General features: G+C 71.8%; 14 protein-coding genes. 12 read left to right on the top strand and 2 right to left on the bottom strand.

Translation table 11 applies throughout. The annotated features are described in order from the left end of the window. The first annotated feature begins 11 nt into the window (after positions 1 to 11). The 7 genes from FZ046_RS03275 (at position 12) to FZ046_RS03245 (ending at position 7,821) form a co-directional block, all read left to right on the top strand. Positions 12 to 1,043 carry an ABC transporter ATP-binding protein gene (locus FZ046_RS03275; protein WP_070353065.1) on the top strand — a complete coding sequence of 344 codons (1,032 nt, stop codon included), beginning with the start codon at positions 12 to 14 and terminating at the stop codon, positions 1,041 to 1,043. Beyond that, positions 1,036 to 2,028, top strand: a complete 993-nt coding sequence (locus FZ046_RS03270) for an ABC transporter ATP-binding protein (RefSeq protein WP_070353021.1) — start codon at positions 1,036 to 1,038, stop codon at positions 2,026 to 2,028. The genes FZ046_RS03275 and FZ046_RS03270 overlap by 8 nt, the downstream gene beginning before the upstream one ends. 27 nt (positions 2,029 to 2,055) lie before the next feature. Then, positions 2,056 to 2,778: a sulfite exporter TauE/SafE family protein gene (locus FZ046_RS03265; RefSeq protein WP_070353020.1), complete on the top strand. Its 723-nt coding sequence runs from the start codon at positions 2,056 to 2,058 to the stop codon at positions 2,776 to 2,778. Positions 2,779 to 2,809: 31 nt separating this feature from the next. Then, positions 2,810 to 3,643, top strand: coding sequence for an IclR family transcriptional regulator (locus FZ046_RS03260; protein ID WP_083298204.1), 834 nt, complete (start codon positions 2,810 to 2,812; stop codon positions 3,641 to 3,643). 100 nt (positions 3,644 to 3,743) lie between these two features. Next, on the top strand, positions 3,744 to 5,096 hold the full coding sequence (locus FZ046_RS03255; protein ID WP_070353019.1) for an enolase C-terminal domain-like protein: 1,353 nt from the start codon (positions 3,744 to 3,746) through the stop codon (positions 5,094 to 5,096). Continuing rightward, positions 5,093 to 6,070 carry a 2-hydroxyacid dehydrogenase gene (locus tag FZ046_RS03250; protein WP_070353018.1) on the top strand — a complete coding sequence of 326 codons (978 nt, stop codon included), beginning with the start codon at positions 5,093 to 5,095 and terminating at the stop codon, positions 6,068 to 6,070. Before FZ046_RS03255 ends, FZ046_RS03250 begins: the two co-directional genes overlap by 4 nt. 419 nt (positions 6,071 to 6,489) lie before the next feature. Continuing rightward, on the top strand, positions 6,490 to 7,821 hold the full coding sequence (locus tag FZ046_RS03245; protein ID WP_070353017.1) for an acyltransferase family protein: 1,332 nt from the start codon (positions 6,490 to 6,492) through the stop codon (positions 7,819 to 7,821). A 12-nt stretch (positions 7,822 to 7,833) separates the two neighbouring features. Here FZ046_RS03245 and FZ046_RS03240 read toward each other — a convergent pair whose 3' ends face one another. Next, the gene (locus tag FZ046_RS03240; protein ID WP_070353063.1) at positions 7,834 to 8,349 is read right to left on the bottom strand and encodes a 2-oxo-4-hydroxy-4-carboxy-5-ureidoimidazoline decarboxylase; all 516 of its coding nucleotides are present in this window, start codon (positions 8,347 to 8,349) and stop codon (positions 7,834 to 7,836) included. Between the two features lie 79 nt (positions 8,350 to 8,428). Then, positions 8,429 to 8,917: an inorganic diphosphatase gene (locus FZ046_RS03235; RefSeq protein WP_070353016.1), complete on the bottom strand. Its 489-nt coding sequence runs from the start codon at positions 8,915 to 8,917 to the stop codon at positions 8,429 to 8,431. A gap of 162 nt (positions 8,918 to 9,079) precedes the next feature. Here FZ046_RS03235 and dacB point away from each other — a divergent pair, with 162 nt between their 5' ends. From dacB to FZ046_RS03210, 5 genes are read left to right on the top strand one after another with little or no spacing between them, the layout of a single operon-like run. Continuing rightward, positions 9,080 to 10,465, top strand: coding sequence for a D-alanyl-D-alanine carboxypeptidase/D-alanyl-D-alanine endopeptidase (gene dacB, locus FZ046_RS03230; RefSeq protein ID WP_070353015.1), 1,386 nt, complete (start codon positions 9,080 to 9,082; stop codon positions 10,463 to 10,465). Next, a complete protein-coding gene (locus FZ046_RS03225) occupies positions 10,462 to 11,529 on the top strand; it encodes an Rv3626c family coenzyme F420 biosynthesis-associated protein (RefSeq protein ID WP_070353062.1) in 1,068 nt (355 codons plus the stop codon). Before dacB ends, FZ046_RS03225 begins: the two co-directional genes overlap by 4 nt. After that, positions 11,508 to 12,464, top strand: a complete 957-nt coding sequence (gene tilS / locus FZ046_RS03220) for a tRNA lysidine(34) synthetase TilS (protein ID WP_070353014.1) — start codon at positions 11,508 to 11,510, stop codon at positions 12,462 to 12,464. The genes FZ046_RS03225 and tilS overlap by 22 nt, the downstream gene beginning before the upstream one ends. Before the next feature lie 11 nt (positions 12,465 to 12,475). After that, the gene (gene hpt, locus FZ046_RS03215) at positions 12,476 to 13,099 is read left to right on the top strand and encodes a hypoxanthine phosphoribosyltransferase (RefSeq protein WP_070353013.1); all 624 of its coding nucleotides are present in this window, start codon (positions 12,476 to 12,478) and stop codon (positions 13,097 to 13,099) included. A 17-nt stretch (positions 13,100 to 13,116) separates the two neighbouring features. Next, positions 13,117 to 15,366, top strand: coding sequence for a molybdopterin-dependent oxidoreductase (locus FZ046_RS03210; RefSeq protein WP_070353012.1), 2,250 nt, complete (start codon positions 13,117 to 13,119; stop codon positions 15,364 to 15,366).

The raw sequence follows: 15,366 nt of genomic DNA, 5'->3' as shown, positions 1-15,366 counted from the left end.
AAGGCACGACCATGACCGCCGTCGCCGAACGATCCGACAGCCACCACGTCGACGCCGATCCGGCGTTGCGGGTCGAGGGCCTGACCGTCGACATCCGCACCGTCACCGGCACCGTGCGCGCCGTCGACCACGTATCGTTCGCGGCGCACCGCGGTGAAACCCTGGCGCTTCTCGGGGAATCCGGCTGCGGCAAGTCGATGACCGCCACCGCGCTCGTCGGTCTGCTCGAGCCGGTCGCCGAGGTCACCGACGGCCGGGCCGACCTCGCCGGACGCAAGGAGACGCTCGACCTGCTGTCGGTCGACCGCAAGAAGCGCAGGCAGGTCGCCGGCACGGAACTGGCGATCGTCTTCCAGGACGCGTTGACCGCCCTGAACCCGCTCTACACCGTCGGCACCCAGCTCGCCGAGCCGTTCCGCATCCATCACGGGATGAAGGCCAGGGAGGCCAAGCGCAAGGCCGTCGAACTGATGGTGCGCGTGGGCATCCCGCAGCCCGAGGAGCGCCTCGACAGCTATCCGCACCAGTTCTCCGGCGGCATGCGGCAACGCCTGTTGATCGCGATGGCCGTGGCGCTCAACCCGCGCGTCCTGATCGCCGACGAGCCGACCACGGCGCTCGACGTCACCGTGCAGGCCCAGATCATGGCCCTGCTGAAGAGCCTGCGCACCGAATACGACATGGCCGTCGTGCTGATCACCCACGACCTCGCGCTCGTCGCCGAGGAGGCCGACCGGGTGGCGGTGATGTACGCCGGGACCGTCGTCGAAACCGGTGTGGTCGCCGACGTCTTCGCCGACCCCAGACACCCCTACACCCGCGGTCTGCTCGATTCGGTGCCGGTGCACGCCGAACGCGGCGCCCACCTCGCGTCGATCGGTGGCGCCCCGCCGGACCTGCACTCCATTCCCCAGGGCTGCGTGTACCAGGCCCGCTGCCCGCTGGCCGCCGAGGTGTGTCGCACGACGCGGCCTGCTCTCCGTCCCGTCGGCGAGCGCCGCGCGGCCGCGTGCCACTTCTCCGAGGAGGTCACCCATGACTGAGTCCCTGCTGACGGTGCGCGGGCTGAGCAAGTCGTTCCGGGTGCCCGGTGGCCGGCTGGCGGCGCTGGACGGCATCGACCTCGATCTGCGCCGCGGCGAGACACTGGGCCTGGTCGGCGAATCCGGTTGCGGCAAGTCGACTCTGGCACGCACGCTGTTGATGCTCGAGCGCCCCGACGCCGGCACGGTCGACTTCGACGGCATCGACCCGTTCGCGCTGCGCGGCAAGGACCTGCTGCGGTTCCGCCGCCGCGTTCAGATGGTGTTCCAGGATCCCTACGCCTCGCTCAACGCGCGGATGACGGCCGGCGAGATCATCGCCGAACCGTGGCGCACCCACCGCACGCTGTACCGCACGAAGGCCGACCGCGACCTGCGCGTACGCGGTCTGCTCGACATGGTGGGCCTCGGCGCGAAGGCGGCGGGCAAGTACCCGCAGGAGTTCTCCGGCGGTCATCGCCAGCGGATCGGCATCGCGCGCGCCCTGGCACTGAACCCCGACGTCGTCATCTGCGACGAGCCGGTGTCGGCGCTCGACCTCTCGGTGCAGGCACAGGTCCTCAACCTGCTCAACGACCTGCAGACCGAACTGGGCATCTCGTACGTGTTCATCAGCCACGACCTGTCGGTGGTGCGCCACGTCGCCGACCGCGTCGCCGTCATGTACCTCGGCCGGATCGTCGAGGCGGGACCGACCGACGCGGTCTTCGACCGTCCCGGTCATCCGTACGCCGCGGCGCTGATGTCGGCCGCGCCCAAACTCGATGCGGCACAACGGGGGGAGCGCATCCTGCTGACGGGGGAGGTTCCCTCGCCCATCGACCCGCCCTCGGGCTGCCGGTTCCGCACCCGCTGCTGGCGGGCCACCGACGTCTGCGCGCAGGAGCGCCCGCCGACGGCGCCGGACCCGACGGTGGTCGGCCACGCCGCCGAGTGCCACCACCCGCTGACCGGTGACCCGGCGACGTTCTCCCGCAGTGCATGACGCGACCGGAGGGGGAGGCCGCGGCCGATGAGCGTCGGGGCGTACGCCGTCCTCGCAGCGGCCATCCTGGTGGCGTCCTGTCTGCAGGCGTCGATCGGCTTCGGCATGGGGATGCTCGCCGCACCCGTGGTGGCGCTCGTCGACCCGGCGCTGATCCCCGGCACGCTCATCATGCTGGCCACCCTGGTGACACTGCTGGTGGTGCTCCGCGAGCGGACGGCGATCGACCTGTCGGGTGCGGGCTGGGCGCTGCTCGGCCGCATCCCGGGCACGGTCGCCGGCGCCCTGCTGCTGGCAGCCCTGCCGGAGCGCGCGCTGGCACTGACGATCGCCGCGGTGGTGCTCGGCGGGGTGGTGCTGACCGGGGTGGGCTGGATCCCGACGCCGAGGCGCCGCACCCTGGTGCTCGCGGGCGCGACGTCGGGGCTGCTCGGCACGGCGACCGCGATCGGCGGACCGCCGATGGCGCTGGTGTGGCAAGGCCGCTCCGGTCCCGAACTGCGCGGCACGATGGCCGGCTTCTTCCTCGTCGGCTCGCTGCTGTCGCTCGCGATGCTGACGGTCACGGGCGCCGTCCATGCCGACACGCTGCGCGGGTTCGTCCTGCTGACGCCCGTCTGCGTCGCCGGCTACGCCGTATCCCGTTGGGCGAACCGATTACTCACGCCGCGGCGTCAGCGCTGTACCGCGATCACCATGTCGGCGCTGGGCGCGGCACTGCTGATCGCCCAGCAGGTCGGTCTGCCGTGACCGGCCGGCGCACCGACGACGAGGAGGGCCGATGACCTCGGCGCCGGACGCACCCGCGGTGCGCAGCATCCCCGGATCCGCGGCGCGGTCCGGGGTCAAGTCCGCGATGCGCACCGTGGCGCTGCTGGAGTACCTCGCGGGCCGGCAGGACGATCCGGCGCGCATCCGCGAGGTGAGCGAGGCCCTGGACATGCCGCGCAGTAGCGCGCACGCCCTGCTGCGCACGCTGACCGCCGAGGGCTGGGTCCGCACCGACGAGACGGGCACCCGGTACGGCATCGGCATCCGGGCGCTGCTGGTGGGGACCAGTTACCTCGACAGCGACCCATACCTGCCGATCATCACGCCGTTCCTCGACGACCTGCGGCGCGACCTGGACGAGACGTTCCACCTCGGTCGGCTCGACGGCGGCGACGTGGTCTATCTGGCCACCCGCGAATCGCGGCAGTACCAGCGCACCGCGAGCCGCGTCGGACGGCGCCTGCCCGCCTACGCGACTGCGCTGGGCAAGGCGTTGCTCGCCGACCGCTTCGGCGCCGAACGCGATCGGCACGTGCCGGACGACTTCGTCGCCCTGACCCCGCGCACCGTCACCGACCGCGCCGCGCTGGACGCCTCGCTGGAGACCGCACTGGTGCGTGGCTACGCCGTCGACGACGAGGAGAACACCCCGGGTGTGCGCTGCTTCGCGGTCGCCCTGCCCTACACCCGGCCTGCGCAGGACGCGATCAGCGCCTCGGTGCCCGTGTCCCGGCTGACGCCGCAGCGGGAGCGCGAGATCGTCGAGGCGTTGTGCGCCGTGGGTGACAAGGTGACCCGCGTGCTGCGTCCGGTTGCCAACGGCGACAAGTGGTTCGGCCAGTGACGGTCGTCGGCACGACGCGACACCGAACATTCCCGATGTGCATCAATCCATGCCATTTGGGTGTTGGACGTGCATCGTCGAGCGATCGTAGGGTGACCGCATGAGCGCTGCGCACCGCACTCCGATCGTCACCGAGATGCAGGTGGTGCCCATCGCCGGGCACGACGACATGCTGCTCAACCTCAGCGGTGCGCACGGCCCGTTCTTCACCCGCAACCTGGTGATCCTGCGGGATTCCGACGGCCGCACCGGCGTCGGCGAGGTACCCGGCGGCGAGGCCATCACGCGCACGCTGTCCGATGCCCGCGCGATCGTCGAGCGCCGCAGCGTCGGTGAGTATCACGCCGTCCTCGGCGACGTCCGGCGCGCGTTCGGCGACCGGGACGCCGGCGGCCGCGGTGCCCAGACCTTCGACCTGCGGGTGACGGTGCACGCCGTCACCGCCATCGAGTCCGCACTGCTCGACCTGCTCGGTCAGCACCTCGACGTGCCGGTCGCAGCGCTGCTCGGCGACGGCCAGCAGCGCACCCGGGTGCAGGCGCTGGGCTACCTGTTCTTCGTCGGCGACCGCACCCGGACCGATCTCGCCTATCGCAGTGCGGCCGACGAGGCCCCCGACGCCGACGAGTGGTTCCGCGTGCGCCACGAGGAGGCGCTCAGCCCGGAGGCGGTGGTCCGGCTCGCCGAGGCGGCGCGCGACCGCTACGGCTTCCGCGACTTCAAGCTCAAGGGCGGCGTGCTGCCCGCGGCCGATGAGGCCAAGGCCGTGATCGCCCTCGCCGACCGATTCCCCGACGCCCGCATCACGCTCGATCCCAACGGCGGCTGGCTGCTCGCCGACGCGGTGACCACGTGCCGCGAATTGCGCGACGTGCTCGCGTACGCCGAGGACCCCGTCGGTCCGGAGGGCGGCTTCTCCGGCCGCGAGGTGATGGCCGAGTTCAAGCGCGCCACCGGACTGCCGACCGCCACCAACATGATCGCCACGGACTGGCGCGAGATGGGCCACGCCATCCGCTCCGGCGCCGTCGACATCCCGCTGGCCGATCCGCACTTCTGGACCATGGGCGGGTCGGTGCGCGTCGCGCAGCTGTGCGACGCGTGGGGTCTGACGTGGGGATCGCACTCCAACAACCACTTCGACGTCTCGCTGGCGATGTTCACCCACGTCGCCGCAGCGGCGCCGGGCGACGTCACCGCGATCGACACGCACTGGATCTGGCAGGACGGCCAGCGCATCACCACCCGGCCGTACCCGATCGTGGACGGCTATCTCGACGTGCCGGACGCGCCGGGTCTGGGCGTCGAACTGGACGAGGACGCCGTGGCCGCCGCGCACGCGCTGTACCTCGCCGAGGGGCTCGGCGCGCGCGACGACGCGGTGGCCATGCAGTATCTGATTCCGGGCTGGACGTTCGATCCCAAGCGGCCCGCGCTGCAGCGCACGCCATGAGGATCGTCGTCGCCGACGCCAACCTCGCACCGCACCGCGACCGCTTCACCGCGGCGCTCCCCGACGGTGCGGACGTCGCGTGGTGCGCCGGTGCGCCCGACGCCGTGGCGGCCGCCCTGCCGTCCGCGGACGTCTTCGTCGGCGGCCGCTTCACGGCCGACATGGCCGAGACCGCCGGCCGATTGCGCCTGGTGCACGTCTTCGGTGCGGGCACCGACCGCATCGACTTCGACGCGCTTCCCGACGGGGTGCTCGTCGCCAATGCGTTCGGCCACGAGCGATCGATCGCCGAGTACGTGCTGGCGGCGGCCATCGTGCTGCGCCGCGACGTCCTCGACCAGGACCGCGCCCTGCGCCGCGGCGTATGGGCCACCTCCGTCTACGACGGCGCCATCGCCCAGCTGCACGCCCTCCGGGACGGCCGAGTCGGCCTGGTCGGGTTCGGGCACATCGGCGCGCGGGTGTGGGAGGCGTTCCGTGCCTTCGGATGCACCGGTGCGGCGGTGACCGGATCGGGTCGGCTCGACGCCGCCGAGCACGGCCTCGCGTGGGCCGCCGACGTGTCGCGGCTCGACGACCTGATGGCCGACAGCGACGTGGTCGTGGTGTCAGCGCCGCTGACCCCGGCGACGACGGGGCTCATCGGCGCGCGCCAACTCGCGGCCCTCGGCGGGGACGGGGTGTTGATCAACGTCGGGCGCGGTCCGCTCGTCGACGAGCGAGCGCTGTACGACGCGCTCGCCGGACGGGTCGTCAAGGCCGCCGCCATCGACGTCTGGTACCGCTATCCGGCCGCCCGCGGTGAGCCTGCTACACCGAGCGACCTGCCCTTCGCCGAACTCACGAACGTGCTGATGACCCCGCACTCGTCGGGCATCACCACCGACACCTTCCGGCGCCGCGCCGACGACGTCGCGGCCAACATCGGGCGGCTCGCCCGCGGCGAGCGGCTCCACGACCTCGTCCGGGGCTGACCTTCGCGGGCCACGTCGTGCCGGTCCCGGTCAGGACTTAGCCACTCATTGACGCCCTCGACGATTCGTGCACGCAGAAAGCCAGATTCGAATTCGATGCGGCGTTGCGGAATGGCATTGTCGAGTACGGCTAGCGAATATTCGCGACCATCGTCGGCATCGGTGCCCACGTCGAGTTTCTGCGTTCGGCACCATCATCAGCTATCGTTGTGCGGCCCTCGAAAATCAGCGTTGACGTGCGTGTCAGGCATCTCGCCCAATGGCTCGACGTGAACAGCAAACAATTACCAGATTTCGGTCAGGTAATTCACGACTATTCGTACGAATCGCGCGATTGACGCCGACGACGGAGGCATAAGGCGACGCGCTTCAAATTCGAGATTTCGTGTGTGCGGCATCACTTCAGGAAGGTCCCTGCGATGACCGAAACGGCCCACGAGTCGGGCGGCGCGCCCGCCGCGCCGCCGGCGACGCCCGCCCGCCGGATTCGGGCGCGGATCATCGGCCTGGACGGCGTGCGCGGCATCCTCTGCCTGTCGATCGCCATCACCCACGTCACCACGCACTACTCGCCGAAGACGGCCGAGACCTGGATGACGAGCCTGCTCGGCTTCTCGCTGGTGTACTTCTTCGTGCTGAGCGGCTTCCTGCTCTTCCTGCCGTACGTCCGCAACCTCACCGAGGCCCGCGCCGCGGCGGCGCTGCCCAGCACGCGGGACTACGCGCTGCACCGCGTCGCGCGCATCATGCCCTGCTACCTGGTGATCTTCCTGATCGTCAACTACGTGCTCCAGGTCGCGTACGTCGAGAACCCCGTGCTGCAGCCGATCGGCACCGAGCAGGGCACCGGGATGATCACCGATCCGGGCATGCTGCTGACCAACCTGACGCTGACGCAGTCGTACTTCCCGCAGTACATCCAGACCGGCATCAACCCGTCCTGGTCGCTGACCCTCGAGTACGCGTTCTACGCCTCGCTGCCGTTCCTCGGCATGCTCCTGTTCGCGCTGCGCAAGCGCCTCAACATCAACCCGCTGGTGCTCGCGGCGCTCGCCCCGTTGGCTCTGCTCGTCATCGGCCTCGCGGGCCGCGCCCTCATCCCGGTCGTCTTCTCCCACGCCGGCACCACGGACTTCATGGTGCTCAACTGGGGCCCCAACTGGGCCGCCGTCTTCACGAAGAGCTTCCTGACCAACGCCGACAACTTCGCGCTGGGCATGTTCGCCGCGGTGGTGTTCGTCGCCCTCGAACGTGGTGCCCTGCGCGAGGGCATCGGCAAGCGGGTCCGGACGATCTCGGCGCTCGCGATCCTGCCGATGCTCGCCGTCTCGGCGGTCCTGCTGGTGGTCGCCAACCAGTTCACCACCGCGGGCGTCGCGGTCGTGGCCGCCCTGATGATCCTCGTCATCGTGGCGCCGTTGGCTCGGGGCCGCAAGACCAGGCTCGCCGTCTGGCTCGACGCCCGCCCGATCCGCTACGTCGGGGAGATCTCGCTGTCGGCCTACCTGTGGCACTTCCCGATGATCCTGGTGCTCGGCAAGCTCGGCCTCATGGCGGGCGACACCGCGTGGGGCATGTGGCGCAACGTGGTGTTGCTGCTCGCGGTGACCATCGCGGTCGCCTCGCTCACGTACTACGGCGTCGAGAAGCCGGTCATGAAGTGGGCCAAGGGGTTGCGCAAGAAGAAGAAGGTCGCCAACCCCGCGGATCCGGAGCTGGCGCCGGCCGGTTCGACCGCGCCGCGGTCCTGACCACCCGGGCGGTCACCAGTTCTGGTAGCCGCCCTCGGGGCCCAGCATGCGCTCCAGCCGCGAGCGGTTGATGCGCGCCAGTTCGTTGCGCACCACCTTGCGTTCGGTCTCGACGTCGTTGTGCATGCGGTCGTCGATGGCCGCCAGCACGGCGGGCGCGCCGACGCCGCCGACGTGCATGACGAACCCGAAACCGAAGCGGTCCGCGTAGCCGCGTGCCGCGCCGGACAGGGCGTCGTTCACCGCCGGGTCGTCGTCCCACACCGCGCACTGCTCGGCGCGCGAGCGCGCGCTCCGGGGCCGGCGGCCGACGTCCGGGCACGCCTCCAGGATCCGGTCGATGCACGCCTCGGACATCGAGAACAGCAGGGCGTCGGCCCGCCGGAAGAGCGCGGCGTGATCGGCGTACGGCCGACCGCGGGCCAGATCGCGCGCCAGCGTGACGCTGTTGCAGCACTCGTACAGCGCATGGACGGCCTTGCGTTCCGGCATGTCGTTGAACGCGGCGAGGCCGATTCCCTGATGCATGAACACGCACCCCATGATGTGAGGCTCGTGCCACGGCCGGGTTACCCCGTGTTACGGCGATGCAAATTCGCCGACGGGTCTAGTGCCCCGCGGACTTGAACCGCTCGATGGACCGGTTGACCTCGGCCTCGGCCTCCTCGCGACCGACCCAGGTCGAGCCCTTCACGAACTTGCCGGGCTCGAGGTCCTTGTAGTGCACGAAGAAGTGCTCGATGGCCTTCAGCTCGAAGTCGTCGACGTCGCCGATGTCCTGGACGTGGTCCCAGCGCGGATCGCCGGCGGGCACGCACAGCACCTTGTCGTCGCCGCCCTTCTCGTCGGTCATCTGGAACATGCCGATCGGGCGGGCGTCCATCGCGGCGCCGGGGAACAGCGACTCCGGGAGCAGCACCAGCGCGTCCAGCGGATCGCCGTCCTCGCCGAGGGTGTCCTCGATGAAGCCGTAGTCGGTCGGGTAGCCGAACGCGGTGTAGAGGTAGCGATCCAGCTTCACCTTGCCGGTCTCGTGATCGACCTCGTACTTGTTGCGCGAACCCTTCGGGATCTCGATGACGACCTCGAACTCCACGGTCGCGGCTCCTGTCTGTCGTTCTGTGACGTCTACGCCCGACGTGCTCGTCCGTTCGCGGCGCGGGTCAACCATAGACGAGCGATACGCTGTCGTTTTGGGGCAGCACCCGGCGGCGTTCGGTCCGAATGTCCGCCGGCCGCCCCGGAACCAGGAGAGTCCATGCGGCCCACCCGGTGGCGTCGGTCCACCCACGTCCTCGTCGGCGTCGCGGTGCTGCTGCTGGTCGCCGTGCTGGTGGGCGTGGGCGCCATGGTCACCGCGAGCGGCAGCTCCACCGACGGCCCGACGGTGCGGGCCCGTCCCACCGCGGCCGCGGCCCATCCCGCCGTCCTGCCGCTGAGCGACGCGGCCGCCGAACCCGTGGCCGCGCGGCTCGCCGCGACCATCGCGCCGTTGGTCGCCGACCCCAACCTCGGACGGCTCACCGGACGGATCACCGACGCCGCGACCGGCGCGGAGCTGTGGGCGCAGGGCGCCGGGGTGCCGATGCAGCCGGCGTCCACCAACAAGGTGCTGACCGCCGCAGCCGCCCTGCTCGCGCTCGACCGGGACGCGACGCTGCGGACGACGGTGCTCGCCGATCCGGGCGCGCCGGGACGGGTCGTGCTGAAGGGCGGCGGCGACCCGACGCTGTCGGCGGCCGGCCCGACGACGCCGACGTGGTACCGCGGCGCGGCGCGCATCGGCGACCTCGCCGCCCAGGTCCGCCGGTCCGGGGCGGCCGTCACCGAGGTCGCGGTCGACCTGAGCGCGTACGGCGGGCCGACGCTGGCGCCGGGCTGGGATCCGCTGGACATCCAGAACGGCGACATCGCACCGATGGAGCCGGTCATGCTCGACGGCGGCCGCACCCAGCCGGTGAGCGTCGACTCGCGGCGGTCGACCACACCCGGGCTGGACGCCGGACGGGCGCTCGCGTCGTCGCTCGGCGTCGACCCCGTCACCGTGACCGTGCTGCGCGCACCGCTGCGCGACGGGCGGCAGATCGCCGAGGTGGCGTCGCCGCCGCTCGTTGAGAGACTGCGGGAGATGATGAATCAGTCCGACAACGTGATGGCCGAGAGCATCGGCCGCGAGGTGGCCGTGGCGCTGGACCGGACCGCCAGCTTCGACGGCGCGGCCCGCGCCGTGCTCGACGAGATCGGCCGCGCGGGCATCGACACGTCCGGCGCGGTGCTCAAGGACTCCAGCGGTCTGTCGGTCGACGACCGGCTCACCGCCGAGACGCTCGACGAGGTGATCACCGCGGCCGCCGCCGACGACCATCCTCGACTGCGCCCGCTGGTGGACCTGCTGCCGATCGCCGGCGGCAGCGGCACCCTGTCCAACCGGTACCTCGACACGGCCGCCGGGCGTGAGGCGGCGGGCTACCTGCGCGCCAAGACCGGCTCGCTCACCGGGACCAACGCGCTGGCCGGCTTCGTCACCGACCGCGACGAGCGGGTGCTCACCTTCACGTTCCTGTCCAACGACGCGGGTCCCACCGGACGTACCGCCATCGACGCGCTCGCTGCGGCGCTGCGCTCCTGCGGGTGCAGCGCATGACGACCGCCGAACGACCCTCCGTGGGCCGCACCGTCGACTGGGAATTCGCCGCCACCGTCGGGCGCAAGCTGGTGCGCTCCGCACCGCCCACCACCGCCTACACCCGCGATCAGGCCATCGCCGAACTCGCCGAGGCCGCGCGCCGCGCAGAGCTGCCGGTCCGCGAGGTCACCGGGCTCGACGAGGGCGCGACCGTCGCCGAGGCGCGGATCGTCGACCGCGGCGAATGGGTCGCTGCCGCAGCACGTTCCATGCGCGCGATGACCGGCGGCGACGGCGAGGCCACCGGGCCGGGCACCGGCTTGATCACCCGCCGCATGACGGGCGCGCAGACCGGCGCCGTGCTCGCCTTCATCTCCTCGGGCATCCTCGGGCAGTACGACCCGTTCGGCACCGACGGCGGCGAGCTGCTGCTGGTCTACCCGAACGTCATCGCGGTGGAGCGGCAGCTGCGCGTGCTGCCCGCCGACTTCCGGCTGTGGGTGTGTCTGCACGAGGTCACTCACCGGGTGCAGTTCCACGCCAACCCCTGGCTCGCCGGCCACATGACGTCGGCGCTGGCGGTGCTCACCGATGAATCCGGCCAGGACGTCGGCGCGATGATCGGTCGACTCGGCGAGTTCGTGCGCGACCGCCGGTCCGGCGCGAGTGGCGTTGCCGGCGATGCGAATTCCCAGGGCGTCCTCGGGCTGATGCGCGCGGTGCAGTCCGAGCCGCAGCGTGCCGCACTCGACCGGCTGCTGGTGCTCGGCACGCTGCTCGAGGGCCACGCCGACCACGTGATGGACGCCGTCGGTCCCGCGGTGATCCCGTCGGTGGCCACCATCCGCCGCCGCTTCAACGATCGCAGGCACCGCAAGCAACCGCCGCTGCAGCGCGTCCTGCGGGCGCTGCTCGGCGTCGACGCCAAGATCAGCCAGTACACCCGCGGCAAGGCCTTCGTCGACCACGTCGTCGGCACCGTCGGCATGACGCGGTTCAACGCGGTGTGGACCGACGCCGAGACCCTGCCGCGTCCGGACGAGATCGACGAACCTCAGCGATGGATCGACCGGGTCCTCTGACCACCCTGCGTCGCGAGATCGAATCCTTCGCGCGCACAGTCGATCTCGCACACTGGTGCGTCGCGCTGTCCGGCGGCGCGGACTCGCTGGCCCTGACCGCGGCCGCCGCCGCGGTACGGCCCACGACGGCGCTCGTCGTCGACCACGGCCTGCAACCGGAGTCCGACGCGATCGCCGCCGCCGCGCGCGAGCGGGCGCTCGACCTCGGTTGCGTCGACGCCACGGTGTGCACCGTGACCGTCGGCACGGCCGGGGGCCCGGAGGCCGCCGCCCGCACCGCCCGCTACGCCGCGCTGGACGCCGCCCGCGCCGGCGCGGCGGTACTGCTCGGGCACACCCTCGACGACCAGGCCGAGACCGTGCTGCTCGGCCTCGGCCGGGGATCGGGACCGCGCTCCATCGCCGGCATGCGGCCGTGGGACCCGCCCTGGGGCCGGCCGCTGCTCGGGATCCGCCACGATGTCACCCGCGCCGCCTGCGCCGAACTGGGACTCGAGCCGTGGCAGGACCCGCACAACGACGATGCGCGCTTCACCCGGGTCCGGCTGCGCCGCGAGGTGCTGCCGCTGCTCGAGGACGTCCTCGGTGGCGGCGTCGCCGAGGCGCTGGCCCGCACCGCCGCGGCGGTGCGCGAGGACACCGACCTCCTCGACGCCCAGGCGCGCGCCGACGGAGCCGCGCTGGCCGCCGGGGAAGGGCTGGACGCCGATCGGCTGACCGCGCTGCCCGGTGCGCTGCGCCGCCGGGTGATCCGCGGCTGGCTCCTCGCCGGCGGCGCGACCGGCCTGACCGACAAGCAGATTCGCGGCGTCGACGCGCTGCTCACCGCATGGCGCGGCCAGGGCGGCATCGCGGTCGGTTCGACGATGCCCGGGCACCGGCTGTTCGCGGCGCGCCGCGACGGCAGGCTGGTGCTCTACGCCGAACCCGTCTGAGAGACCACCTGTTGGTCGCGGGCAGGCGAACGTGGCACGCTGTCCGGGTGCCAGCGCATAGTGCCGCCGACCTCTATCCGGGTGACATCAAGTCGGTGCTGCTCTCCGAGGACCAGATCAAGGCGCGCACGGCCGAACTCGGCGCGCAGATCGCCGACCGCTACCGCGAGGCCATCGGCACCGACGGACAGGACCTGCTGCTGGTGACGGTGCTCAAGGGCGCCGTCATGTTCGTCACCGACCTCTCCCGGTCCATCCCGCTGCCCACCCAGCTCGAGTTCATGGCCGTCAGCTCCTACGGCTCGTCGACGTCGTCGTCCGGCGTCGTGCGCATCCTCAAGGACCTCGACCGCGACATCAACGACCGCGACGTGCTGATCGTCGAGGACATCGTCGACTCCGGCCTGACCCTGACCTGGCTGATGCGCAACCTGGCGACCCGGCACCCGCGCTCACTGGGCGTGTGCACGCTGCTGCGCAAGCCCGACGCCGTCCGCACCGACGTCGCCATCGACTACGTCGGCTTCGACATCCCCAACGAGTTCGTCGTCGGCTACGGCCTCGACTACGCCGAGCGCTACCGCGACCTGCCGTACATCGGCACCCTCGAACCGAAGGTGTACGAGAACCACTAGGGAGAAGGAGGCGCGACGTGACCGAGGCCCCGGTTGCCGGCAGCTCCACCCACACCGCTCACACCGCCCTGCGCATCTGCCCGTTCTGCGAGGCGACCTGCGGGCTGACGCTCACCATCGACGCCGGCCAGGTCACCGCCGCGCGCGGCGACCGCGACGACGTGTTCAGCGCCGGCTTCATCTGCCCCAAGGGCGCCAGCTTCGGTGAACTCGACGGCGACCCCGACCGGCTCGTCGCTCCGCTGGTCCGCCGGAACGGAGAACTCGTCGAGACCACGTGGGACGAGGCCTTCCAGGCCGTCGCCGACGGACTCGGCGCGGTGATCGCCGAGCACGGCGGCCCGTCGGTCGCCGTCTACGCCGGCAACCCGAATGCCCACACCATCGCCGGCGGGCTGTACGTGCCCGTCGTGATCAAGGGCCTCGGCACCCGGCTGACGTTCTCGGCGAGCACGCTCGACCAGATGCCCAAGCACCTGTCGCTGGGCCTGATGTTCGGTAATCCGCTGGCCTTCACGGTGCCCGACGTCGACCGCACCGACTACCTGGTGGTGATCGGCGCCAACCCGCTGGTGTCCAACGGCAGCCTCGCCACCGTCGCCGACTTCGGCGGCAAGCTCAAGGCGCTGCGCAAACGCGGCGGCCGGCTGGTGGTGATCGACCCCGCCCGCACCCGCACCGCTGCGCTCGCCGACCGCCACCTCGCCCCCCGACCGGGCACCGACGCGGCGCTGCTGCTCGGCGTCGTGCACACGCTGTTCGACGAGGACCTCGTCGACCTCGGCGCACTGGCCGACCACGTCGTCGGCGTCGAGGAGGTACGGGCCGTCGCGGCGGACTTCGCGCCCGAGACCGTCGCCGGGCACTGCGGCATCGACGCAGAGGAGATCCGCGTACTGGCCCGCGGCATCGCCGCCGCGCCGTCGGCCGCGGTCTACGGCCGGATGGGCACCTCGACGGTCGAGTTCGGCTCGCTGGGCAGCTGGCTCGTCGACGTCGTCAACGTCCTCACCGGAAACCTCGACCGTCCGGGTGGCGCGATGTTCCCGCAGTCGCCGGTCTCGTCCGCACCGCGACCGCCCAAGCCGGGCCGCGGATTCCGCACCGGACGCTGGCACAGCCGGGTGTCCGGCCACCCCGAGGTGCTCTCCGAACTGCCCGCCACCGCCCTCGCCGAGGAACTCGAGACCCCGGGGGACGGGCAGGCGAAGGCGATCATCACGATCGCCGGCAACCCCGTGCTGTCCGCTCCCGACGGCGAGCGGCTCGGCCGCGCGCTGGACGGCGTCGACTTCATGGTCAGCGTCGACCCCTACCTCAACGAGACGACCCGGCACGCCGACGTCATCCTGCCGCCACCGCCGCCCTCGCAAAGCGCGCACTTCGACGTCGCTCTGAGCGCCACGCCGATCCGCAACAACGCCCGCTACTCGCCACCCGCCGTCGACCTGCCACCCGGCCGCCCGGACGAGCCGGAGATCCTGTGCCGCATCGCGCTGATCCTCTACGGCCTCGGCCCGTTCGCCGACCCGGCGCTCGTCGACGAACAGGTCATCGCCGGCACGCTGGCCAAGGAGACCGCAGACCCCGAGTCACCGGTCGCGGGCCGCGACGCGGCCGAACTCGTCGGCATGCTCGCGCCCGGCCGTGGCTACGAACGCCGGCTGGACCTGATGCTGCGGCTCGGTCCCTACGGCGACTGGTTCGGCGCGCGGCCCGACGGGCTGACGCTGGCCCGGCTCGTGGACGCACCGCACGGCATCGACCTCGGTGCGCTGCGGCCGCGCCTCGGCGAGGTGCTGCGCACCCCGTCGGGCAAGGTCGAGCTGGCCCCGGAGCCGCTGGTGGCCGACGTCGCCCGGCTCGCCGCCGCGCTGGGCCGCACCGACGACGACTTCGTCCTCATCGGCCGGCGGCACCTGCGCTCCAACAACAGCTGGATGCACAACCTGCCCGCACTGGCCGGCGGATCGAACCGGTGCACGCTGCACATCCACCCCGACGACGCTGCGGACCTCGGCATCACCGACCGGGCGCGCATCAAGGGTCCGGGCGGGGAACTCGAGGCGCCCGTGGAGATCACCGACGCGATGCGGCGCGGCGTGGTGTCGCTGCCGCACGGCTGGGGGCACGCGGGGACGCAGCAGACCGTCGCCGCCACCCAGCCGGGGGTGAACGTCAATCAGCTCAACGACGGCTCGACGATCGACCCGCTGTCGGGCACCGCAGTGCTCAACGGCATCCCGGTGCAGCTCGCCCCCTGCTGA

Source organism: Mycolicibacterium grossiae, from assembly GCF_008329645.1.
GTDB classification, from domain to species: domain Bacteria; phylum Actinomycetota; class Actinomycetes; order Mycobacteriales; family Mycobacteriaceae; genus Mycobacterium; species Mycobacterium grossiae.
Note: the sequence above shows the minus strand (reverse complement) of the source record. Positions and strands in the feature narration are given on the sequence as shown.

What these genes read in the sequence shown, in the direction of transcription:
- FZ046_RS03275 (WP_070353065.1), top strand. Translation starts at nt 12, where the DNA reads ATGACCGCCGTCGCCGAACGATCCGACAGCCACCACGTCGACGCCGAT.
- FZ046_RS03270 (WP_070353021.1), top strand. Translation starts at nt 1,036, where the DNA reads ATGACTGAGTCCCTGCTGACGGTGCGCGGGCTGAGCAAGTCGTTCCGG.
- FZ046_RS03265 (WP_070353020.1), top strand. Translation starts at nt 2,056, where the DNA reads ATGAGCGTCGGGGCGTACGCCGTCCTCGCAGCGGCCATCCTGGTGGCG.
- FZ046_RS03260 (WP_083298204.1), top strand. Translation starts at nt 2,810, where the DNA reads ATGACCTCGGCGCCGGACGCACCCGCGGTGCGCAGCATCCCCGGATCC.
- FZ046_RS03255 (WP_070353019.1), top strand. Translation starts at nt 3,744, where the DNA reads ATGAGCGCTGCGCACCGCACTCCGATCGTCACCGAGATGCAGGTGGTG.
- FZ046_RS03250 (WP_070353018.1), top strand. Translation starts at nt 5,093, where the DNA reads ATGAGGATCGTCGTCGCCGACGCCAACCTCGCACCGCACCGCGACCGC.
- FZ046_RS03245 (WP_070353017.1), top strand. Translation starts at nt 6,490, where the DNA reads ATGACCGAAACGGCCCACGAGTCGGGCGGCGCGCCCGCCGCGCCGCCG.
- FZ046_RS03240 (WP_070353063.1), bottom strand. Translation starts at nt 8,349, where the DNA reads ATGCATCAGGGAATCGGCCTCGCCGCGTTCAACGACATGCCGGAACGC.
- dacB (WP_070353015.1), top strand. Translation starts at nt 9,080, where the DNA reads ATGCGGCCCACCCGGTGGCGTCGGTCCACCCACGTCCTCGTCGGCGTC.
- FZ046_RS03225 (WP_070353062.1), top strand. Translation starts at nt 10,462, where the DNA reads ATGACGACCGCCGAACGACCCTCCGTGGGCCGCACCGTCGACTGGGAA.
- tilS (WP_070353014.1), top strand. Translation starts at nt 11,508, where the DNA reads ATGGATCGACCGGGTCCTCTGACCACCCTGCGTCGCGAGATCGAATCC.